Origin of the sequence: Streptomyces sp. CG 926, from assembly GCF_003148825.1 — a bacterium.
Taxonomy (GTDB): domain Bacteria; phylum Actinomycetota; class Actinomycetes; order Streptomycetales; family Streptomycetaceae; genus Streptomyces.
Genome location: NZ_QGGZ01000010.1, coordinates 187,084 through 208,992, shown reverse-complemented (window position 1 = coordinate 208,992; position 21,909 = coordinate 187,084). Strand labels below are relative to the sequence as shown.

Sequence of the window (21,909 nt, the reverse complement as noted above, 5' to 3'; positions counted from 1 at the left end):
ACCCCTCGGCGCCCTCCCTCTCACACGCAAGGAGCCCCCATGCGGCTGCTCAGCTACACCCTCGACGACGCTTCCGTGCGTCTCGGCGCGCAGGTCGACGACCTCGTCGTGGACCTCACCACCCTGGCCCGGCGGGCCTCGGTCCAACTGCCGCCGGACCTGCTGTCGTTCATCCGGGCCGGCGCGGCCGCCCAGGAGACCGCGCGCGGACTCCTGGCCGCCGGACCCGCGGCCTGGCCCGCCGAGGCCGTGCACCGCCTCCACGACGTGTCCCTGCGCGCACCGCTACGCCCCGGGAAGATCATCGGCGTGGGCCTCAACTACATCGAGCACGTCGAGGAGTCCAGCCGCAGCCTCGACACCGACAAGGACCTGCCGCCGCGCCCCGTCCTCTTCGGCAAGCCCGCCACCGCCGTCACCGGCCCCGGCCAGCCGATCCTGCACAACGCCGACCTGACCACCCAGCTCGACTGGGAGTGCGAACTCGCCGTCGTCATCGGCCGCCCCGCCTTCAAGGTGAGCGAGGCCGAGGCGTACGACCACATCTTCGGCTTCAGCATCGTCAACGACATCAGCGCCCGCGACCAGCGTCGCTCCGGCCAGTGGTTCTTCTCCAAAGGGCAGGACTCCTACGCCCCCTTCGGCCCGGTGGTCGTCACCCGTGACGAGATCCGGGACCCGATGGCCCTCGACCTCTCGCTGCGCGTCAACGGCGTCACCAAGCAGAAGTCGAACACCCGGCACATGCTCTTCCCCATCGCCCGCCTCATCGCCGACATCAGCTCCGGCATGACCCTGGAACCCGGCGACGTCATCGCGACGGGCTCGCCGTCCGGCGTCGGCGCCGGCATGGTCCCGCCCGAGTTCCTGCGCCCCGGCGACACCGTCGAAGCCACGGTCGAAGGCATCGGCACCCTGACCAACCCTGTCGTCGACGCCCGCTGAGGAGCGCACATGTCCCCCCGTACCTACCGCATCGGCCAGATCGTGCCGAGCTCCAACGTCACCATGGAGACGGAGGTCCCGGCCATCCTCCGGGCCCGCCAGGCCGTCGCACCCGACGAGCGCTTCACCTTCCACTCCAGCAGGATGCGCATGACCCATGTCACCCCGGAACAGCTCAAGGCCATGGACGCCGACTCCGACCGCTGCGCCGTGGAACTCTCCGACGCCCGGGTCGACGTACTGGGCTACGCCTGCCTGGTCGCCATCATGAGCATGGGCCTCGGCTACCACCGCACCTCCGAGCAGCGCCTGCACACCCGGACCGCCGAGAACGGCGCTCCCGCCCCGGTCGTCACCAGCGCCGGCGCCCTGGTCCACGGGCTGCACACCATCGGCGCCGAGAAGATCGTGCTGCTGGCCCCCTACATGCGCCCGCTCACCCGGACCGTCGTGGACTACCTGACGCACGAGGGCATCGAGGTCCTCGACCACCAGGCCCTCGAGATCCCGGACAACCTCGACGTCGCCGCCCACGACCCGGCCCGGCTGCCGGGCCTCGCGCGGGCCCTGGAATACGCGGACGCCGACGCGGTCGTGCTCTCGGCCTGCGTGCAGATGCCCTCCCTCGGCGCCATCGAGGAGGCCGAGCAGCTCCTGGGCAAGCCGGTGGTTTCGGCGGCGGTGTGCACGGCTCACCAGATGCTCCGATCCCTGGATCTCGACGCGGTGGCCCCAGGAGCGGGCCACCTGCTGGCGGGCGGATACGCGCGCACCCCGCTGCCCGGGTAGCCGGTACGTCCGAGGGAGCCCCGGCACCGGGTGGTCCGGGTCGGAGGGCCCTCGGCCGAAGCCCTCCGTGCGGCGAGTCCCCGGGCGCCCCGGCGGTGGGCAGGGGAGCGACAGCCCCCGGGTCGATGCGCTCGGGCGACTGCGCCGCGCCCCGCGCCCCGCGCCCCGGGGGCCGGGGGCCGATCGGCGTCTCCTCGGTGTCGGCCGGACGCGCGGGCGATCGTGGCTCAGCTCCCGGCGGCCGATCCGGGAAGGATGATCGTCACGCCGCGGCCGGGCGCCGTGTCCATCGCGGCCAGTGCCGCCGGGGCCGCGTCCAGCGGGATCGTCGAGGTGATCAGCAGGTCCGGCCGCAACGCTCCGCCCCGGACCAGCTCCATCATCGGCGGGTAGGCGTGCGCCGCCATGCCGTGGCTGCCCAGGATCTCCAACTCCCAGCCGATCACCCGCTCCATCGGCAGAGCCGTCACGCCGGCCGCCGCCGGGAGCAGACCCACCTGCACGTGCCGCCCGCGCCGGCGCAGCCCGGCCACCGAGGCCGCCGCCGTCGCCGGTGATCCCAGCGCGTCGAGGGACAGGTGCGCGCCGCCGCCGGTCGCCTCCTGGACGGCCTGCGCGGTGTCGGCGGTGTCCCGGGCGTCCACGCAGTGCACGGCGCCGAACTTCCGCGCCAGATCCAGCGCCCCCGGCGCCATGTCCACCGCGACCACCCGGGCCCCGGCCGCCGCCGCGATCATCACGGCGGAGAGTCCCACCCCACCGCAGCCGTACACGGACACCCACTCGCCCGCCGCCACCCGGCCCTGCGCCACCACCGCCCGGAACGCCGTCGCGAAGCGGCAGCCGAGACCGGCCGCCGTCGCGTACGACAGCTCCTCGGGCACCGCCACCAGATTCACATCGGCGTGGTCCAGGGCCACGTACTCGGCGAAGGACCCCCAGTGCGTGAATCCGGGCTGCGTCTGTCGCGCGCACACCTGGTGGTTCCCGGCCGCGCAGTCGACGCAGGTGCCGCAGGCGCACACGAACGGCGCCGTGACCCGGTCACCGACCCTCCAGTTCACGACACCGGCCCCCACGGCCTCCACCACACCGGCGAGTTCGTGTCCGGGCACGTGCGGCAGCACGATGTCCGGGTCGTGCCCCATCCAGCCGTGCCAGTCGCTGCGGCACAGCCCGGTGGCCTCCACCCGCACCACCACCCCACCCGCCGGCGGACTCGGCTCCGGTACCTCCCGTACCTCGGCCTGCTCGCCGTACCGCTCGAAGACCACCGCTCGCATGGATCCCGCCCTCCGCTCGACTGCCCGCACGGTACCCGTCGCCGACGGGTCCGCTCACGGTGCGCCCTCCCCGGCCCGGGCCAGGGCCAGCACACCACCGCAGATCAACGCGATGCCCAGCAGCTGGGGGAGCAGCCACCAGCCCGACCGCAGGTGTTCCTCGTACAGGATCACCCCCAGCGCGATGCTGATGCTCGCGTCGCCGAGGGTCAGCGCGGGCTGCGAGGCGACCAGCGGGCCGCCCTGCATGGCGTGTTCCAGCAGGAGCAGGGCGCAGATGCCGCTCGCCCCGAAGGCGTAGGTCTCCCAGGTCGTCACGAAGGCGAGGAAGCCGCTGTCGTCCAGGACGTGCACCGAGGACTTCATCAGTGCGGCGGTGAGCGCGTAACACACGGCGGTGGCGGCGCCGAGGCAGCCGGCCCGGGCGCGGCCGGGTGACAGGCGCAGCCCGACCACGGCCAGGGCGGCCACGACGAGGGCGCATGCCGGCAGGGCCACCACCCAGCGTTCGAACGGTACGTCCGTACGGTTGCCCACGGGTGAGGCGGCCACCAGCGCGATCCCGAGCCCCGCCACCACCCCCGCCACGGCCAGCCACAGCGCTCCCGGCAGCCGCTGTCGCGTCATCAGCGAGGCGATCAGCAGCGCGAGCGGCAGCTCCAGCACGAACAACGGCTGTACGAGGGCCAGCGCGCCCGTGGCCAACGCCGCGGCCTGCCCCGCCCCGGCCGCGATCACGGCCAGGATGCCGCCGATCCACAGCGGTCGCCGCAGCAGATCGAGGACCAGGCCGAAGCGGAAGCCGTCGCTCTGTGGCACGGTCAGCGCGGCCCGCCGCTGGAGCACGGTGGCGAGTGCGTTGCTGAACGCCGCGAACAGCGCGAAGAGGACCGGCAGGACGACGCCCATGCCCCGATCCTCATGGCGCCCGCCGCCCCTCCCCGGCACGACACCGTGCGACGGCGCTCAAGCCCCCCGCATTCCCCCGTCCGGACCTGGCCGCCAGGCCGTCTCTTCCGGATCATCCGATCGTTGGTTGATGTGCGTCATTGACTGACGCGCAGTGGGCGCGGATCGAGCCGTTGTTGCCGGAGCGGACGCCGAAGCGGGGTGGTCGGTGGCGTGATCACCGGCAGGTGATCGACACGATGACAGGACCGCCACCATTTACCTCGCCGGACTCCACCTCGCAGCCATCTTCATCTGGTCAGCGAGATGATCCGGAGGCCTGCCCTGCCGCGATTCGCGCTGTCGGCTGTTCGCCCGCCAACACCGAGCGGATCCGTTGCTCCATCACCTTCGCCCACGCTTCCGCAGATGGGCTCTGGCCTTCCTTCGGTGCGTGGATCCGCGATTCTATGCCGCCGACGCGCAGCATGACATGGGTGAACCGCTCGGTGGTGAAGACCAGGCTCTCGTCTCCGATTCCGGCGTTCCTGGGTTGCCGGCAGTTCAACAGCTTGCGGGTGAGGGCGAGGTTCTGTCTGGCCTGCTGCTCGTTGTTCTGGCCCAGGGTGAAGCCTGCGCCGTCACCGCCACCTTCGTTGCCCGCACTCAGGACCAGCTGGTACGGACCGCTTCGGCGCTCGGCGGCCTCCAAGGGCTGGGCGCCGCACGTCAGGAGCCCTCCCTCGTCGATGGCCGGGGCGGCGTCTCGCCAGCCTGATGACTTCGCGCCACCGAGCTTCCAGCCCGTGGGTAGTTCATCAGCCGTGGGCATCATCTGATCGAGGGACGGCCGTGTGCTCGGCTTCGCGGCCGTTTCCTGAGCAGGGCTCTCGGCCCGTCCGCCCTCCCCGTCGGAACAACCGGCCAATACGGCAGCCAACCCGATTGCCGCGGCTGTTCCCCGCCACCTGCGTGTCGTACGCCGTTGCACCCCAGCCCCCTGTGTGTCATCGGATACCGCATAGCACTGCGAACCGTAGCGCGCCGATACCTCAGGGTCAGGGCGCTTCTGCCTGGCGGGTGAGGGTGAAGATCAGGGACTCGATATGGTCGGGGGAGCTCGCCAGCCCGTCGGAGAAATCCGCGAACTCCAGGACCACGGAATCCTTGTCTCTGCGGGCCTTCATCTTCTCGCCGACGCTGAGAGACCAGCCGCCGAGCAGTTGGTAGTCCCCGGAGAGGGCGTCCTCGGCGTGCTCGGGAACGGACGGGACGATGTACGGCTCCGCGCCCTCGCTGTCGGTGCCGTCCATGGTGATCCTGATGCGGGAGGGGTCGTACTCCCAGCGCCCTGAAAGCCCCAATCGGGTCTCCGACCATCTCCCGTCGTCGGTGATGGTCAGGATCCCGTCGAAGCCCGCGTTGGTCGTGAAAATCCAGGAGCCCTTGGCATACGCGGTGATCGCCTTCTCTACCGGACTCCCGCATCCCGACACGGCGGTGGCGACGATGCCGGCCAGCAGGTACCGCAGAGCTGTTCGACGGCCTACCAAGGCCACGAGACCACGCCTGTTCACATGTCCCTCCCCCGGCGGAGCCCCCGCGTCGCAGACGCTCCGCTCATGCGGTGTCCGGAGCGGCAAGGGTGCGCCATCCTGTCACCGGTGACAAGGACGCAACGGGCCAACAAGTGGGGGCCGGATACGAACTCACTCCTGACACCAGCCCCCACCTGCCGACAGACCGCCCCATGGCAGCCTTTCGACACCACCCGACAGAGAGACGCCCTAGCCCCCGGCAGCCCGCGGGGCCGGTCGGCCCCGCCCCGCGGCCCGGCCCAGGGCCAGCGCCGCGAGCGCCTCCGGGGCGCCGGCCTGGCCCCGGATACCGGGGAAGGCGTTGATGTCCACGATGAGCGGTGCCCCGCCGCCCGTGTCGATGATGTCCACGCCGTAGACGTCGAGCGCGAACACCGCGCCCACCTCGCGCACCAGATCGGCCCAACCGGACGGCAGTTCCGCGAGCGGCAGGGGGCGGGTGGGGCCACGGCCCCCGGGGGAGAGCTCGGACCGGCGCAGCGCCGAGAAGACCTGGCCGCCGATGGCCCACAGCTTGTGGTCCCAGCCGCTGTTGGGCGCGTACTCCTGCACCACGACCGGCTCGTGCGGCCACTCCCGGGCCAACTCCCGCAGGCGCGGGCCGTCGTTCACCCGGGCGACGAGGTCGCCGCGGCGGCTGCGCCGGCTCTTGACGACCACGGGGGCGTCGAGCCGGGCCCCGGCGGCCCACGCCCCGAGGGAGTCGTGGGTATCGGTCGGGGCGAAGGGCAGCCCGGCCCGCAGGGCGAGCCGGGCCATCTCCGTACGGTCCTGGCACAGCTCGGTGGCCGCCGCGGAGTTCACCACGGCCGCTCCCCGCCGCTCCAGGTGCCGCGCGAGCCCCAGCGCCTGCGGTGTCCGCGACTTCAGCAGGTACACCTCGGCGAGCGGCAGCGGCACCTTCCCGACCGTGAGCGGATCGAGGGCCTCGACCGTATGCTCCGGGGCCAACAGCGCGGTGGTGTCCGCCAGCAGCGGATGCCCGGGCTCCGGGGTGATCAGGCCGATCCTCACGCGCCGTCACCTCCCACGGCGGAGACCTGCGCAGGGATCGACAGCGGCAGCGCGTACGGCAGCGCCACGGGTGCCGGCGGGGGTGCGCAGCCGCCGCCCGCCCGCGCGAGGTCGAGGACCGCCCGGGCCACCCGCGCCGCCGCGTCAGGCACCTGACGGAAGCTCGGGAAGTCGTTCACGTCGACGACCACCGGGCCGTCCGGGCCGAGCAGCACGTCCACGCCGTACAGGTCCAGCCCGTAGACCGACCCCACCTGGGCGGCGATCGCCGCCACCTCCGCCGACAGCGGCACCCGGCGTTCCCGGACCGAGGGGTCGGGGTGCAGCGGGGAGCACCGCTCGGTCGCGAACAGCTCGCCGCCGACCGCGTACACCTTGATGTCCGTGCCCGAGTTGGGTACGTACGGCTGGGCGATGAGCAGGCCCTCACCCGCGAGCGCGGGCAGCAGCGACTCCAACCGCTCGGGCGAGGACACCAGGTGCACGGCCCGCCCGGAGCTGCCGTCGGCGGGTTTGACCACGAGCGGGTACTCCGCCTCCGGGATCTCCCTGAGCAACTCGGGGCGGGCCACCGCGTAGGTGGGTGGCAGCGGGAGCCCCCGGCCGCGACCGAGGGCGGCGGCCAGCGCCTTGTCCCGAACGCCCCGGATCGACCGGGCGTCGTTGACGGTGGTGGTCCCGGCCGCCGCGGCGGCTTCGAGCAACGTCAGACCCGGACCTCCGGACACCGTCTTGAGCACCCAGGCGTCGTGCGCACCCGCGTCTACCACCTCGGTCATGCGCAGGAGCGAGCCGCCCGGCCGCACGACATCCACCTGGTGCCCCCACGCGGTCAGCTGCCGGATCACCTCGTTCGGCATGCCGTCGTGGCGGTAGTGCTCCTCCACCAGGAAGCAGAGCCTCATGGACCTTCCCCATATCCCCGGACGTCCGCCGATACCGTCCGGCGAGTTGTGACGTCACAGGATGTCATGGACCGCAATGTGATGATCGGTCCGCGTGTGGGCTTCCTTGTTACGCTGCGAGATCGGGATCACCGGGGGAGGGATCGGGGCGGCATGGGCGATCGACGGACGGAGCCGTTGCACGGGCTCGTACGGAACGAGGCCGCACCGGCGGACGTGCTGCTGCGGCTGCTCGGGCACGAAGACGAGTGGCTGCGTCGAGCGGTTGCGCGGCGCGCGGTGCTGCCGCAGGAGGTGATCGAGGCCGTTCTCGTCCACCCGGACCGCGGCGTCCGCCTCACCTTCGCCGAGAACGGCGGCGCCGACCCCGACCAGCGGGCCCGGCTCGTCGACGACCCTTCCCCGGCGGTCCACTTCGCCCTGGCGCACGGCCCCGTCGCCTACCGGCAGCCGGTGCGCCCGCTCCCGGACCGGGCCTACCAGCGGCTGCTCGACCACCCCAGGAGCATGGTGGGCAGCGAACTTGTCACCTGGGGCGCCCCGCCCGCGCACATCCTGGCGGGCCTCGCGGACCACGAGGAGCCGATGTTCCGGAAGGCGGCCTGCCGGGTCTGGGATCAGCTCGCGGACGAGGTCCGTGAGCGGCTCCTGCACGACGCGGACCCCGACGTACGGCAGGCCGCAGCCCTGCGCGTCTGCCACGAGGACGAGGAACGGACCACCTGGCTCATCGACCGGCCGGAAGCCGGGCTGCACCTGAGGGAGGTCCTGGCGCGGGGTCGGCTCACCCGGGAACTCGCCGAACGCCTCGTCGCGCGCGGCGAAGGCATCGCGGCGATCGCCTCCAACCCCTCGCTCCCGCCCGACCTGGTGGCCCGGCTGGCCCGCGACCCCGACCCGCGGGTACGGCTGGAGGTGTCGGCACGCCCCGAACTGACCGAGTCCGAGCGTGCCGCCGTCGACCACACCGTGGACGCCGAGGATCGGCTGCCCACCCTCGGATGGGTGTGGGAGCGCCGTGCGGACGCCGCGTTCCTGCGGCGGTGCGCCCGGTCCGCGCACACCTGGCTGCGGCGCAGCGCCGCGGTCTGCCCCGGCCTACCGGCCGACGCCGTCGAACTGCTCTCACGGGACACGGACTTCGCCGTGCGGCTGCTGCTCGCCGAGTTCCACCCGGAGCCGCCGCCCGAGCTGCTCCTCGACCTCTACCTGAACGGCACCCACCGCGCCGTACTCATGCTGATCACCCGACCTGGCTTCCCCACCGCAGGCCTCGCCGCGCGCTTCGGCGACTCCCCGGACCCGGAGGCCCGGCGCCTGGCCCTGCGCGACCCCGCTCTGGAACCGGGCCTGCTCGACCGGCTCGGCCGGGACCCGGAAACGCGCGCGGCCGCCGCCCGGGACCCCCGGCTCCCGGTGGCCCGGATCCGTGAGTTGCTCGCCGGTCCCGACTCCGCGGCGGCGGCCGCCGCCGCGGCCAATCCCGCGCTTCCCGCCGCGGACATGCGCCTGCTCCTGGACCGGGCGCAGGTGCCGGAAATCCAGGTGAATGATCGGACAATCGACTGCTAGGTTGAGCGCGTGCCGAAGCTGAATCAGATCATCGCAGTGGAAAAGGGCGTCAAGTCCAAGTCCCTCCAAGAGCTCACGCAGGCTCACCACGACGTCCAAAAGCCCGCCCTGTTGGCCGGCATCTCCCGGACCTACCAGCCCAAGGACGAGGAGGGCGAGCAGCTGCCGCCCGAGTCCACCCGGGTGCAGATCAAGGCCGAGGACGTGCTGCGGGCGACGGCGGGCACCCTGACGCGGCTGTTCGACGTGACGGCGACCAAGGACTGGGCCAACCGCACCGCGGCCGCAGACGTCGTCGTGGACGGGACGGTCCTGCTGGCGCAGGTGCCCGTGCCGTACCTGCTCTTCCTGGAGAAGCAGCTCACCGACATGCACACCTTCGTGCGGAAGCTGCCGGTACTGGACGCCTCCGAATCCTGGAACCTGGACCCGTCCACGGACTCCTGGAAGACGGACCCGGTGCGCACCATCCGTACCAAGAAGGTGCCGCGCAACCACGTGAAGGCCGAGGCCACCGAGAAGCACCCGGCGCAGGTCGAGGTGTACTACGAGGACGTTCCGGTCGGGTACTGGACGACCGTGAAGTTCTCCGGCGCGCTGCCGGCCCGCCGGGTCAACGAGCTGCTCGACCGCGTGGAGAAGCTCCAGCAGGCCGTCAAGTTCGCCCGCGAGGAGGCCAACAGCGCCGAGGTCACCGACCACCGGGTCGGCGCCGCGGTGTTCGGCTACTTGTTCAAGTAGCCCCGAAGACTCCCTCTGTATGTCTGCAGGGGGTGCGCGAGAGCGCAAGCTGAAACTGATGTTGAAGCTGAAATATGGGGTGTCAGTTGGGGGTTCGAATCCCTCCCCCGGCATTACGTGCCGGGGTGGCCCAAGCTGGTAGAGGCGGCCCCGTCAATCTCAGATTATCGCTCCAGTCTCAGTATTCGCCGCCGAACACCGGATCGACCGAGCGTGGACGATCATCGATGGATGGGGGTTCAAGTCCCCTCTGCGCCTCTCCTCGTGGCGCGGTAGTTCAAAGGCAGAACACGTCGATCTAAGAATGATCCGCGACTCTTAAACGTGCCGGTGTGCGCAATTGGGTGGCACACAGGAGCCCGGGAGCTGGATATGCTCCCGGGCTCCGTCACGTTCCCGCCCGCGGCGGTGCGCCGGTCAGACCGGTACGGACACGTACGTCCGGCCCGACTCGTTCTCGACCAGGATCGCCTTGACGTCCGCCGGGTCCACGGCCGCCGAACCGTCCAGCCCCGCGCCCTTGCCCTCGCCGTTCTCCTGGCTACCCACGACCCAGCTGCCGGCAGTCGTGCGCGTACCGTTCTTGGAGACCACGATCAGCCGGCACCGCTCACCCGGCGGAACTCCCGTGACCGCGGCGCGCACCCGCACCCACTTCGTCGCGGGCGTCATCTGTACGGTCATCCGCGCCCCCGAGGACTGATCCGTCCCGGAGAGCGTCTTGGTGCCGGCGGGCGGCGGCGAAGGGTTCGCAGTGGCCGTCGGGGACGGCGGTGCGGGCAGTGCGACCGCATCCGGATCGCCCGCGCCCAGTTGGGTGCCGGCCCAGAACACGGCGGCCAGCGAAGCCGCCACCGCCAGTCCCGCGAGGCCCGCCCGCCGTCGAGAGTCACCGGCCCGCTCGCCGCGCATCTGCCGCAGGGTGCGCTGGAGCAGCAGGTCACCGCCCTGCGGCGGTCCGTCGAGGAACGCCTCGTCAGGCACCTCGCCCAGAGCCGCCTCCATCTCGCGCAACGCGGCCACCTCCTCCCGGCACTGCACGCATCCGCTCGTGTGTTCCTCGACCCGGCGGATCTCCTCGGTGTCCAGGACGCCGAGCACATAGGGGCCGAGCAGTTCCTCCTCGTGCCGCTGCCGGTTCATGCCACCACCTCACGCAGTCCGGCGGGCTGCTGGGGCGGCCTGCCCGATCGCTTTCCTTCTCTGGAACCGATGTCCCTGAATCCGTCGCTCTTGAAGACGTCGCGCAGCGCCTTGAGGGCGTAGTGCGAGCGAGATTTGACCGTACCCGCCGGGATACCGAGGCTGTCGGCCGCCTCCGCCACGCTGAGCTGTCGGTAGTACAACTCCTTCAGTACGTCCCGGTGTTCCGGCGACAGCTGATCGAGGGCCCCCAGGACCGTCATGCTGTCCACCACGGAATCGGCGTGGTCCGCCTCGACCGGGGGAGCGGACGAGGCCCCGGAGACCTCGGGCGGCCGGGCGGCCTTGGCCCGGTAGCGGTCGGTGATGATGTTGCGGGCCACGGTGAGCAGCCAGCCGCGCACCGAGCCCTTTCCGTTGACCAGCACCTCGGAGTGGCGCCAGGCCCGGATCAGCGTCTCCTGTACGACATCCTCGGCGGCGGCCCGATCTCCGGTGAGCCGGGTGGCGTACGCGAGCAGGGCGTGGCCGTGCTCCTCGTACACCGACTTGATCAGTGCCTCATCGGTCGAGCCCCGCCGAGTGCGGGGCCACAGTGGTCCGGCCATCTCACCCTCTCCGTCTTCCTCGCATATGTGGTGCGGTCGGAACACGCCACCGGGACGGATTCGGTTCATGTGACCTGTGTCACTCGGGTCGTTCCGCGCGGATTCCCGTGCACTCGGGTCCGGTCCGGTCGGGTCGGGTCGGTGGTCGCTCAGGTCCGGCAGGTACGGCCCTTGTTGAGGCAGTCGACGACCGTGGCCATCTGTCGGTCGGTCATCGCGTTCACGAACATCGCGTGATCCGTCTTAGGGCTGTGCCGCTGCTCGGGGAAGGAGTCGAGGGCCACGTTCAGCCCCGGGGGGATCTCGTAGGCCAGGGAGACGCGCAGTTCGGGCACCGGGAAGGTGTCCTTGGGGCAGACGCCGTTCGCGGCGGTGAACAGCAGGTGCGAGCGGTGCGTGACGCCGACGGTGTCGAGGCCGTTCCAGCAGCTGGGGAAGACGAGGGTACGGGTGACGTGCTCGCCCGCCGGGCAGCGCGGGTAGCGGGTGGTGGCCCGGTCGGGGGAGCCCGAACACCCCCAGCGGGCCCGGACGTCGGCCTCACTGCCCGCCGTGTACGCGACGGCGTCGCCGGTCATCGCGCGCAGGAAGCGCGGCATCGGCACCACCTTGCTCACGGGATTACCGCGGAACTCCACCCGGACCGAGGCCTCCGGCACGATCTCGCCGACGTTCCCGTGCCCCGCCGAATCCTCGTGCGGGTGCGCGCCCGGGCGGTCGGGGCGACGCAGGACGGGCCAGTAGTACGTGGACCGGTCGCCGCCCGCACAGCTCGTGGCGGCCGCGGCCAACGAGGCCTCCGTCGACAGCGCGTCGGTGGAGAGGTTCCCCACGTAGGCGTGCGTGTGATGGGCGCCGCCCGACAGGCCGGGCGAGACGACGAGGTTGTCCTCGTTGTAGTGACGCTCCTCGTTGCGGCCGCAATCCACCACCATCGAACCGGTCGATCCCTCGGACCCGGAGGCGGGAGCGGCCGCCGGGACGCGCGGGACGTCACGGATGTCCACGTAGTCGGACGCCACGGGCCGTCCGTCCGCCGTCCCGGCGCGCGGACCGATCGCCCGCCACGACCCCAGTACCGCTGCGATCAGCACGCCGCCCAGGACCAGGCAGAGGGCGGGAGTGAGCAGCCGGCGTTCGTTCACCATGCCGGTCACCGTCGCCGGTGACGTCCCCGTCGTCAACCTGACCCCCGAACGGCGGTCGCGGGGAGATCGATAGGCTGCCTCCATGACCGAGGGCGAGGGGGCCGAGGACATGGGTGTCGATCCTGACGGCGAGGGCTGGGGCGCCACGCGCTCCTGGGTGGAGAAGGAGTTACCCGAGGCCGAACGCATCGAGGAGGTCGTACGGCTGCGCGGCGGCTGGACCTCACGGATGCGCCGCCTGGACCTGGGTGGCCCGGACGGTCGGCGCCGCTCGCTCGTGCTGCGCTCCTTCGTCAAGCCCTTCTATCTCCGGCACGCCGAGGGCCTGCTGACCCGCGAGGCGGCGATCCTACGGCTGCTCGCGGACACGGACGTGCCGGCGGCCGAGCTGGTGGCGGTGGACGCGACGGCGCGGCACTGCGACCACCCCTCCTTGCTGATGTCCCTGCTGCCGGGAACGGTGCGTCTGGACGATCGGCAGGCCGACCGGCGCGCCGACCTGCTGGCCCGCCAACTGGTACGTATCCACCAGCTCCCGGTGGCGGCGCGGCAGCGGCCGCGCACCTATCAGGCCTGGACCTCCGCCGAGCAGGTGCGGCCACCCGTGGACACCGAGCGGCCCGAGCTCTGGCGGCGGGCGGTCGACGTCATCCGCCTCGATCCCCCGGACCATGAGGGTCGCTTCCTGCACCGGGACTTCCATCCCGGCAACGTCCTCTTCACGGGTACGGGCGAGGACCTTCGGATCAGTGGTGTCGTCGACTGGGTGGAGACCTCCTGGGGGCCCGCCGACCTGGACGTGGCGCACTGCTCGACGGCCCTCGCCCTGCTGCACGGCGTGCCGGCGGGGATGCGCTTCGCCGACCGCTACGTCGCCGCGGGGGGAACCCTGGCCGAGGACGGCGCCGCGCATCTGTACTGGCGGCTGCTGGACGCGCTGGGCTTCGCGCCGGAGGCGGAGAAGGTCGCCGTGCCCTGGCGCGAGCTGGGTCGCGTCGACCTGACGTCCCGTGTCCTGAGCCGAAGGCTGGAGGAGTACCTCCACGCACTCTTCGAGAGGTATGCCTGAATCGCCGAGGTCCCGGCCGTCCGCCGGCGCCGTTCGCAGGCGCTCAGTCGAGGGCCTCGGCCCGCAGGATGCGGCCGACGACGGCCGCGGCCTGCTCCGGGTTCTCCTCCGACCAGGTGCCGAGGTGTTCCCGGACGGCCTCGGCGACGCAAGCGCGCACCGGGGCGTTGCCCAGTTCTCCGCGTGTGGCGCCGACGAACTCGGGGCGCTCCAGCTTGACCGACACGACCGCCGTGAGGCCTTCGGCGATCCGGTCGGCGTCGAGGTCGGGCCCTTCCGCCGACAGCAGCCCTCGCCGGCGCGCGTACGCGTCGAGCGCGGCCGCCACCCCCTCGCGCAGGCCCACCTCGTGCGTGCCGCCGTAGGGCGTGGCCATGCTGTTGGCGAAGCCGCGGATCCGCTTCTCGGCGGAGCCGCACCACCTCGCGAGCCGCGACCGAATCACGGTCGCGGGCCCGCCGAGAGCGCGTACGGGTCCGTTCTCGGCGGCTCCCGGGTGTCTGATTCCGCGGGTTGCCTCAGCCCGGTGTGAGGCCCCGCGTCGGCGCGGCCCGCTGCCGCTCCGGCAGGGGGCCGGACGCGCTGCGTACGATTCGCTGATGATCACTTCCGTCACGCTCCGGGCCGCAGCGACACCGACCGCTCCCGCTCTCGCCCTCCGGCCCTGGTGCGTGGACGACATCGGCGCGTTGGTCGGGGCCGCCCCGGATCCCGGACTGCGGTCCGAGCAGGGCGCGCTGAGGTGGGTGCGGGCCCAGGAGCGTGGCTGGGCGGACGGGGTCCGGTTCGCCTTCGCCGTCCTGGAACCGGGCCCGGGCGCGTCCTCGCCGGCGCGGCCGGTGGGCAACGTCGTCCTCAAGGAGGTCGCGCCCGGCAAGGCCGCCGCCGAGGTCGGCTACTGGACGGCGGCCGGGGCTCGGGGCCGGGGTGTGGCACCCCGAGCTCTGGAAGCCCTCACCACCTGGTCCCTGGACGTCTTCCGGGCCGACGGCCTCGAACGCCTCGAACTGCTCCACCAGGTCGACAACCTCGCGTCCTGCCGCGTCGCGGCCAAGTGCGGCTACGCATACGACAGGACCCTGGCCGCCACGCCCCCCGCCTTCCCGCTCGACGGCCACCTGCACGTACGCCGCACCGCCGCCTGACCGGTCACCGGCGGGGCCGAGGTTGTCCGCGGGGCCGCTTGTCCGGCCGTGCGGCGACCGCGCACAGTGGGCCGTATGACATCAGAGCTGACACCCGCCGAGCTCCTGCACGCATTCGCCCGCACCCGCGCCTCGCTCGACGGCGCCGAGGTCACCTACTGGTGGACCGGCGACGTCCACGCCTGGGCCCCGGGCGAGCCCTACCGGCGCCTCTTCGGCTTCGAAGGACTCAACGTCGCGCGCCTGGTGGTGGACGAGGAGCTCGGCGGCTACCAGCTCCTGTCCAGGGAGGCCGCGTTCTACCTCGACCCCGTGACGCGGGAGATCCTGGAGACCTGGCAGGACAAGCCCGTGGTCCACGTCTGGAACGATCCGGCCGACCAGAAGTGGCGCCCCTTCCCGATCCCCCTGACGCAACTGGGCGACCAGGTCTGCTTCAGCCTGGAGATCCCGCTGGCCTACCCCTCGCCCCTGCCGGTCGAGGAGTACCCGGCGCAGTCCGCCGACGACACCTACCGCGCCCTGGAGCTGTTCCAGTTCTTCGCGCCCGCGGCCGCCCTGACCACCGACGCCGTGAGCGTCCCCGCCACGATGTCCTGGACCCGGATGTCTCCGTGGCTGCCCTGGATGGAACAGGGGCAGCGCCCCGGCGGCCTGACCTTCCACTGCCGGGGCCGCAAGCTGGACTCGTACACGCAGGTTCCGGAGCGCACCCGCGCCTATATCGCCGAAAAACAGCCTGAATTCGCCCACGCGCCGGAGAAGTGGAGCGAGCCGAACGAGACCAGCTGGACGTACTTCCGCAAGCTGTTCCCGCCGCGGTAGAGCCGCTCCCCGCCTCGGCCCGCCGTACCGCGCGGCCTGCGCCCCTTCGCCGAACATACCTGGTCAGAGCCTTGCCGAGGGGCCCCTGGGGGGAGCTGCGGGGGGTGGACAAGGGTTTTCCCCGTATCGAGTTCATCCCCGTGTTGCCTACTGTCTGCCCACCGGCGATCTTCTCCTGGCCCTGCGGCACACACGCCAACCCCACATGGCGTGAAGGCGGCATCGGCCAGGGGAAGAGCCGGGACCGCCGTTGCCCGGCCCCGCCGTTGCGGCTCGGGCGACGTGGCGCGCGGCGGAGGCCGGGGCGAGCTCGACCAACTCGCTCCCGGTCCCGCGGCCGCCGGAACCTCCCACACTGCACTGACCGGCCGCTCCGGCATGCCCGGAAACGGCCCTCGAAGGGGAACACGTGCACGCTTCCAGACGTAGGCTCATATCTGTGGTGGCCATGTCCGTCACCCTGCTCGCCGGCTCCGCGACCGCCTCCGTGGCCCTGGCCACGGAGACCCCCGCCGCGGCCCCCGCCGCAACGGTCGCCCCCACCGCGCCGGTCGAGAACCTCATCGTCGGATACAAGACCTCGGCCACCGAGGCCAGCTCGAACACCGCGGCGGCGGACGACGCCACCGCCAAGGGCAAGAAGGCCGGCAAGGAGACGAAGTTCGACCGTCGTCTCGGCACCGGCGCCGCTCTCGTCAACCTGGGTGGTGCGACCGCCCCGGCCGACGCGGCGAACGTGATGGCCCAGTTCCGCGCCGACCCGGACGTCGCCTACGTCGAGCCGGACACCCGCGCGTACGCCATGGCCGTCACCCCGAACGACACCGAGTACGCCAAGCAGTGGGACCTCTTCGAGTCCACCGCCGGCATGAACGTCCCCGGTGCCTGGGACACGACCACGGGCTCCGGCGTCACCGTCGCCGTGATCGACACCGGCTACGTCGCCCACTCGGACGTCGCGCCGAACATCGTCGCCGGCTACGACTTCATCTCGACCTCCTCCGAGGCCCGCGACGGCAACGGCCGCGACAGCAACCCGGCCGACGAGGGCGACTGGAACGCCACCGACGGCGAGTGCGGTGTCGGCTCCAAGGCCAGCACCTCCTCCTGGCACGGCACCCACGTCGCGGGCACCATCGCCGCGGCCACCAACAACTCCAAGGGTGTCGCCGGCATCGCCTACGGCGCCAAGATCCAGCCCGTGCGCGTGCTCGGCAAGTGCGGCGGCGCCACCTCGGACATCGTCGACGCGATCACCTGGGCCTCCGGCGGCTCCGTCGCGGGCGTCCCGGCCAACGCCACCCCCGCCAAGGTCATCAACATGAGCCTCGGCGGCTCGGGCACCTGCGGCACCAGCTACCAGAACGCCATCAACGCCGCCGTCGCCCGCGGTACGACCGTCGTCGTCGCCGCCGGCAACAGCAACGCCAACGCGTCCGGCTTCTCGCCCGCCAGCTGCAACAACGTGATCAACGTGGCGTCGACGAACCGCGCCGGCGAGCGCTCGTACTACTCCAACTTCGGCACGATCATCGACGTCGCCGCCCCGGGCGGTGAGACCCGCCGCGCCACGGACACGCCCGGCACCGTCACCACCCCCGAGAACGCGATCCTCTCCACCCTGAACGCCGGCACCACCACCCCCGGTGCCGAGACCTACAAGCCCTACCAGGGCACCAGCATGGCCGCCCCGCACGTCGCGGGTCTGGCCGCCCTGCTGAAGTCGGCGAAGTCCTCGCTGACCCCGGCCCAGATCGAAGCGGCGATCAAGGCCAACGCCCGCCCGCTGCCCGGCACCTGCACCGGCGGCTGCGGCTCCGGCATCGCCGACGCGGCGGCGACCGTCGCCGCGGTGACCTCGACGACCCCGCCCACCGGCGGCTTCGAGAACACCACGGACGTCGCCATCGGCGACAACACCACGGTGGAGAGCCCGATCACCGTCAGCGGTGTCACCGGCAACGCCCCGGCCACCCTCAAGGTCGGCGTGAACATCGTGCACAGCTACATCGGTGACCTCAAGGTCGACCTCGTCGCCCCCGACGGCACCGTCTACACCGTGCACAACCGCGCGGGTGGCAGCACCGACAACATCAACCAGGTCTACACCGTGAACGCCTCCTCCGAGGTCGCGAACGGCACCTGGAAGCTGCGCGTCAACGACAACGCCGGCGGCGACACCGGCAAGATCGACTCCTGGAACCTGACCTTCTGATCAGGAGCCAACTCGGCCTGACGGCCAGATAGTACGGACCAAAGCGAACCCGCGGACCTGCTGATACACCTCGTATCGGCAGGTCCGACGGGTTTTCCCGGGACGTGACTGATTTCTGCGTCACAATCCGTGGTCGCCCGCCACTCGACCTCGTATTGTCGCCTCTCACAGGAAGGGCACAGGAGCTGGGGATCGAGAGGCTGGTGGCTGTGCGTGGTGGCGGCGACGGGGCACGCTGACACAAGTGTCGGACACGGAGAACTGATCAAGGCGGTCGATCGCGCGTTGACCGCGCACGGTCGGGCGCTGCTGATCGGGCCCGCCGGCGCGGGCAAGACCGAGGTCGTGCGCGCCGTCGCGGCCGCGGCCGAATCGCGCCGGGAGACCGTGCTGTGTCTCGCCCCCGAGGCCGCCGACCAATGGATACCCGAGGCGTCCGCCGCCGCCCTGCTCGCCTCCGTACCCGGCGGCGCCCTGGAACAGCTCTCCGGCCCCCAGCGCACCGCCATCGCCCTCCTGCGCCGCGAGGCCGACGCCCCCCGGGCCGGCCGCGACCACATCGCGCTGCGCCTCGCGGTGGTCGAGGTGCTGCGGGCGCTCGCCGACCGCCACCCCGTCCTCCTCGTCCTCGACAACGCCCAGTGGCTCGACGCCGAGAGCACCGACCTGCTCCGCTTCGCCCTGCGCCTCACCCCGCCCGGCGTACGCGTCCTGGTCGCCGAATGCGTCCAGGGCGGCGTCCCGGTCGGCGAACCCCTCTGCGGCCCCGGCGTCCCCGCCATCCGCGTCCCGCCGCTGGGCGCCGACGAGGTCGCCGAACTCCTCGTCCGCCACGGACTCCCGGCCCGCCTCGCCGGCCGCATCCACCAGGCCAGCGGTGGCAACCCGCGCCTGGCCCTCGCCCTCGGCCACTCCCTCGCCGAAGCCGCCGAGGCCCGCGACTGCAGCGCCCACCACGCCGACGCCCTGCCCGTCTCCGGCCAGGCCCGCGAGGTGGCCCGCCGGCTCCTGGCCGGGGCCCCCGCCCAGGCCCGCCGCACCTTGCTGCTCGCCGCCCTCGCCGCCCGCCCCACCATCTCCCTGCTGCGCCGGGCGGGCCGCCCCGACGCCGAGGCCGAGCTGGCCGAGGCGGAACGCGCCGCGCTGGTCAGGGTGGGGGAGGACGGCTCCGTGGAGTTCACCGCCGGCGCCCTGCCGACCGCCCTCGCCGCCGACGCGGGCTGGCCCGAACGCGCCGCCGGGCACGCCGCCCTGGCCGAGGCCGTCGACGATCCCGTCCAGGCCGTACGGCACCGCGCGCTGGCCGTGGACACCCCGGACCAGTGGCTGGCCGAGGAGATCACCGAGGCCGCCGCGGCCTGCCGCCGCCGGGGCCAGCGCGCCCTCGCCGCCGAACTGGGCCTGCTCGCCGCCGAACGGACGCCGTCCTGGCTGGCCGGCGAGGAACTGACCCGCCTCGTCGCGGCCGCCGAGGACGCCGGCTGGTCCGGCCGCGCCGACCTCGCCCGCCGCGCCACCGGGGCCGTTCTGGCCCGCGACGCCTCGCCCGCCGACCGGGTACGGGCCCGGCTCGCCGTGATCGACGCCGCCGGGCAGGCTCTCGGCGCCCTCGACGAGACCATCGCGTACGCCATGGACGAGGCCGCGGGCGATCCCTCGCTGCAGGCCGCCGTCCAACTACGGATCGCCTGGAAGCACAACCTCAGCGACGGCGACCCGGTCCGCTCCCGCGACGCCGCGGCCCGCGCCGGGGCGCTCGCCGCACTCGGTGGTGATCAGGTCGCCGAGGCCATGGCCCTGACCGTACGGGCCCGGATGGGCCGCATCCTGGGCGACCCCGGCGCCGAGGCGATCCTGGCCGAGGCCCTCGCCCTGCCGGCCCCCGAGGTGCCGCTCGGCATGCGCAACGCGCCCCAGTACCTCGCCGTCCGGCACGCCCTCTTCGACGACGGCCTCGACGACGCCCGTCGCCAGCTCATGGTCCTGCTGCCCGCCGTCCAGCGCACCGGTTCCGCCGAGGACGTCTTCGAGGTCCTGCGCAGCCTCACCGAGGTCGAGCTGCGCGGCGGCCGGTGCGAGGCCGCCTCCGCCCACGCCCGGCGGGCCCTGGAGCTCACGATAGACGCGGGCCTCTCGCCCGGTCCCGCCTGGTACGTCGCCGCGATGGCGGAGGCCATGGGCGGCAGCTTCGCCCGGGCCGCCGGCTACGCCCGGCGCGGCATCCAGGCCTCCCAGGAGGAGCAGGACCAGGTCTTCCTCTCCCGCAGCCTGCACGCGCTCGGCCTCGTCGAACTCGCCACGGGGGAGGCGGCAAAGGCCGTCGCCACCCTGCGCCGGGTCGCCGAACTGGAGGCCGCCCAGCAGGTGGTGGACCCCTCGATCCTGCGCTGGCACGGGGAGCTCGCCGAGGCCCTGATCGCCGCCGACGCCCCCGAGGAGGCCGCCCGGCTGCTGGCCTCCGTCCGTACGATCGCCGTCGGCCTCGGCCGTACCGGGGTCGTCGCGGCCCTCGACCGGGCCCGCGGACTGTGCCTGTCCGCGCAGGGCGACGCTGACGCGGCCGTGCACCTGCTGGAGACCACCGCCCAGCGCTTCGACGTGCTGCGCCTGCCGCTGGAACGCGGTCGCACGCTGCTCGCCCTCGCCCGGGTGGAGCGTCGGCGGCGCCGACGGGCCCCGGCCCGCGCGGCGTTGCGGGCCGCGGCCGAGGTGTTCGACCGGGCCGGGGCCGCCCCCTGGACGGAGCTCGCCAGGGAACCGGCCCCCGGCGACGGCGCCGGTGCGCGGGTGCCGGCGGCCGCCACCTTGACCGAGGCCGAGACCCGGCTCGCGCTGCTGGTCAGCCAGGGCGCCAGCAACCAGGAGGCCGCGGCGAAGCTGTTCCTCAGCGTCAAGACCGTGGAGGCCCGGCTGACCCGCATCTACCAGAAGCTCGACGTCCGCTCACGGGCCCAACTGGCCACCGCGCTGCGCACGCGGTGACCGCCGCGGCCGACACGGCCTAGCAGCCGAGGTTGTTCCCGGGGGTCACCCCGAGCAGCTGCGTGAAGCTCTGGTACTTCGAGATGCGGCTCTGGACCTGGGCGGGGTTGCCGCCGTTGCACTCCAGGGAACCGTTGATCGAGCGGATGGTCTCCCCGAAGCCCGCGCCGTTCACCATGGCGGCGTGGGGGGTCATCGTGCCCGGGCCGTTCTGGGTGTTCCAGTACCAGAGCGCCGTCTTCATGGCGACGGCCGGATCCTGCTCCACGAGGTAGGGGTTGGCGAGCAGGTTGATGCCGAGGGCGTCACCGGCCGCCTTGTAGTTGAAGTTCCAACTGAGCTGGATGGGTCCGCGGCCGTAGTAGGCGGCCTGCCCGGCGGGACAGCCGTAGGGCTGGCTCGCGTCGCAGTAGTGGGGGTAGTTGGCGGTGTTCTGCTCCACGATGTACACGAGTCCGCCCGTCTCGTGGGAGACGTTCGCGAGGAAGGCCGCGGCCTCGCGCCGCTTGGTGGTGTCGTCGCCGGTCTTGGCGAACCCGGGGTAGGCGGACAGCGCCGCGACCAGGCCGTTGTAGGTGTAGAAGGGGTTCCGGTTCGGGAACATCTGGTTGAACTGGGCCTCGGAGACCACGAATCCGGAGGGGTTGCCCGGGTCCGGGTCGGTGCCACCGCCGCCGCAGGTGCCCTGGTCCGCCCAGACGCCCCACTGGCCGGTGGTGCCGGGCGTCTCGCCCTGGGTCCACCACTTCGCCTGCCAGTTGTGACCGCCGTACGAGGCGCTCATGCCGCCCGTGTAGATGGCGGAGGAGGCCCAGGCGCCGGCGCAGGGGGCCGCGGCGACGGCGGGGGAGGAGGGGAGGGTGAGGGCGAGGCCGGCCGTGACGGCCGCGGCGGCGGTGAGTGCGAGGGCGCGGAGGCGAAGCGCACGTATCACGTAACTGCTCCTTCAGTGGGGGACTTGCCGTGGGGGCAACGGTGCCCACTGAAGCGAAAATGGTCTGAACCTGTCAAGGTCTAGACCAAATGAAACCGCGCTGGT

The 21,909-nt window shown here is 72.4% G+C and carries 20 protein-coding genes and 1 pseudogene; 10 read left to right on the top strand and 11 right to left on the bottom strand.

Going from position 1 to position 21,909, the window contains the following annotated elements; translation table 11 throughout:
- Nucleotides 1-39 precede the first annotated feature (39 nt).
- Nucleotides 40-945, top strand: a complete 906-nt coding sequence (locus BCL76_RS26175; protein WP_109781836.1) for a fumarylacetoacetate hydrolase family protein — start codon at nt 40-42, stop codon at nt 943-945.
- Between the two features lie 9 nt (nt 946-954).
- Nucleotides 955-1,734, top strand: a complete 780-nt coding sequence (locus tag BCL76_RS26170; RefSeq protein WP_309136866.1) for a maleate cis-trans isomerase family protein — start codon at nt 955-957, stop codon at nt 1,732-1,734.
- Nucleotides 1,735-1,961: 227 nt separating this feature from the next.
- Here BCL76_RS26170 and BCL76_RS26165 read toward each other — a convergent pair whose 3' ends face one another.
- Together BCL76_RS26165 and BCL76_RS26160 are read right to left on the bottom strand one after the other, a co-directional pair.
- A complete protein-coding gene (locus BCL76_RS26165) occupies nt 1,962-3,017 on the bottom strand; it encodes a zinc-dependent alcohol dehydrogenase family protein (protein ID WP_109781835.1) in 1,056 nt (351 codons plus the stop codon).
- 54 nt (nt 3,018-3,071) lie between these two features.
- Entirely contained in the window at nt 3,072-3,926 is an 855-nt protein-coding gene (locus BCL76_RS26160) for a DMT family transporter (protein ID WP_109781834.1), read from the bottom strand.
- A gap of 140 nt (nt 3,927-4,066) precedes the next feature.
- On the opposite strand from BCL76_RS26160, the pseudogene BCL76_RS26155 reads away from it, so the two are divergent.
- Nucleotides 4,067-4,162 (top strand): annotated as a pseudogene (locus BCL76_RS26155) (transposase); the annotation flags it as partial.
- A gap of 62 nt (nt 4,163-4,224) precedes the next feature.
- On the opposite strand, the gene BCL76_RS39140 reads toward BCL76_RS26155, so the two are convergent.
- The 4 genes from BCL76_RS39140 to BCL76_RS26140 form a co-directional block, all read right to left on the bottom strand.
- Nucleotides 4,225-4,740, bottom strand: a complete 516-nt coding sequence (locus BCL76_RS39140) for a hypothetical protein (RefSeq protein ID WP_181382753.1) — start codon at nt 4,738-4,740, stop codon at nt 4,225-4,227.
- A gap of 223 nt (nt 4,741-4,963) precedes the next feature.
- Nucleotides 4,964-5,482, bottom strand: coding sequence for a hypothetical protein (locus tag BCL76_RS26150; protein ID WP_146228428.1), 519 nt, complete (start codon nt 5,480-5,482; stop codon nt 4,964-4,966).
- A gap of 210 nt (nt 5,483-5,692) precedes the next feature.
- On the bottom strand, nt 5,693-6,517 hold the full coding sequence (locus tag BCL76_RS26145; protein ID WP_109781832.1) for an ATP-grasp domain-containing protein: 825 nt from the start codon (nt 6,515-6,517) through the stop codon (nt 5,693-5,695).
- Nucleotides 6,514-7,422 carry an ATP-grasp domain-containing protein gene (locus BCL76_RS26140; RefSeq protein WP_109781831.1) on the bottom strand — a complete coding sequence of 303 codons (909 nt, stop codon included), beginning with the start codon at nt 7,420-7,422 and terminating at the stop codon, nt 6,514-6,516. Before BCL76_RS26140 ends, BCL76_RS26145 begins: the two co-directional genes overlap by 4 nt.
- Nucleotides 7,423-7,575: 153 nt before the next feature.
- Here BCL76_RS26140 and BCL76_RS26135 point away from each other — a divergent pair, with 153 nt between their 5' ends.
- Together BCL76_RS26135 and BCL76_RS26130 are read left to right on the top strand one after the other, a co-directional pair.
- A complete protein-coding gene (locus tag BCL76_RS26135; protein WP_109781830.1) occupies nt 7,576-8,994 on the top strand; it encodes a hypothetical protein in 1,419 nt (472 codons plus the stop codon).
- A 9-nt stretch (nt 8,995-9,003) separates the two neighbouring features.
- Nucleotides 9,004-9,735 (top strand): DUF7873 family protein, encoded by a 732-nt coding sequence (locus BCL76_RS26130; protein WP_109781829.1) that lies wholly within the window; start codon nt 9,004-9,006, stop codon nt 9,733-9,735.
- Between the two features lie 417 nt (nt 9,736-10,152).
- Here the strand turns inward: BCL76_RS26130 and BCL76_RS26125 are convergent, their stop codons facing one another.
- From BCL76_RS26125 to BCL76_RS26115, 3 genes are all read right to left on the bottom strand, one after another.
- A complete protein-coding gene (locus tag BCL76_RS26125; protein ID WP_109781828.1) occupies nt 10,153-10,878 on the bottom strand; it encodes a zf-HC2 domain-containing protein in 726 nt (241 codons plus the stop codon).
- Nucleotides 10,875-11,486, bottom strand: coding sequence for a sigma-70 family RNA polymerase sigma factor (locus BCL76_RS26120; protein WP_030725819.1), 612 nt, complete (start codon nt 11,484-11,486; stop codon nt 10,875-10,877). The genes BCL76_RS26125 and BCL76_RS26120 overlap by 4 nt, the downstream gene beginning before the upstream one ends.
- A gap of 149 nt (nt 11,487-11,635) precedes the next feature.
- A complete protein-coding gene (locus BCL76_RS26115) occupies nt 11,636-12,634 on the bottom strand; it encodes a DUF1996 domain-containing protein (protein ID WP_109781827.1) in 999 nt (332 codons plus the stop codon).
- Between the two features lie 82 nt (nt 12,635-12,716).
- On the opposite strand from BCL76_RS26115, the gene BCL76_RS26110 reads away from it, so the two are divergent.
- Nucleotides 12,717-13,703 (top strand): phosphotransferase family protein, encoded by a 987-nt coding sequence (locus BCL76_RS26110; protein ID WP_109781826.1) that lies wholly within the window; start codon nt 12,717-12,719, stop codon nt 13,701-13,703.
- A 43-nt stretch (nt 13,704-13,746) separates the two neighbouring features.
- On the opposite strand, the gene BCL76_RS40395 is transcribed toward BCL76_RS26110, so the two are convergent.
- Nucleotides 13,747-14,385, bottom strand: coding sequence for a hypothetical protein (locus tag BCL76_RS40395; RefSeq protein WP_109782002.1), 639 nt, complete (start codon nt 14,383-14,385; stop codon nt 13,747-13,749).
- Between BCL76_RS40395 and BCL76_RS26100 the strand changes: the two genes are divergently transcribed.
- From BCL76_RS26100 to BCL76_RS26085, 4 genes are all read left to right on the top strand, one after another.
- A complete protein-coding gene (locus BCL76_RS26100; RefSeq protein ID WP_109781825.1) occupies nt 14,303-14,848 on the top strand; it encodes a GNAT family N-acetyltransferase in 546 nt (181 codons plus the stop codon). The genes BCL76_RS40395 and BCL76_RS26100 overlap by 83 nt on opposite strands.
- A 75-nt stretch (nt 14,849-14,923) precedes the next feature.
- Nucleotides 14,924-15,673: a DUF1838 family protein gene (locus BCL76_RS26095; protein WP_109781824.1), complete on the top strand. Its 750-nt coding sequence runs from the start codon at nt 14,924-14,926 to the stop codon at nt 15,671-15,673.
- 448 nt (nt 15,674-16,121) lie between these two features.
- Nucleotides 16,122-17,888 carry a S8 family peptidase gene (locus tag BCL76_RS26090; RefSeq protein WP_109782001.1) on the top strand — a complete coding sequence of 589 codons (1,767 nt, stop codon included), beginning with the start codon at nt 16,122-16,124 and terminating at the stop codon, nt 17,886-17,888.
- Between the two features lie 213 nt (nt 17,889-18,101).
- Nucleotides 18,102-20,870: a LuxR family transcriptional regulator gene (locus BCL76_RS26085; protein WP_309136865.1), complete on the top strand. Its 2,769-nt coding sequence runs from the start codon at nt 18,102-18,104 to the stop codon at nt 20,868-20,870.
- A gap of 19 nt (nt 20,871-20,889) precedes the next feature.
- Here the strand turns inward: BCL76_RS26085 and BCL76_RS26080 are convergent, their stop codons facing one another.
- Nucleotides 20,890-21,804: a glycoside hydrolase family 19 protein gene (locus BCL76_RS26080; protein ID WP_109781823.1), complete on the bottom strand. Its 915-nt coding sequence runs from the start codon at nt 21,802-21,804 to the stop codon at nt 20,890-20,892.
- Nucleotides 21,805-21,909 lie beyond the last annotated feature (105 nt).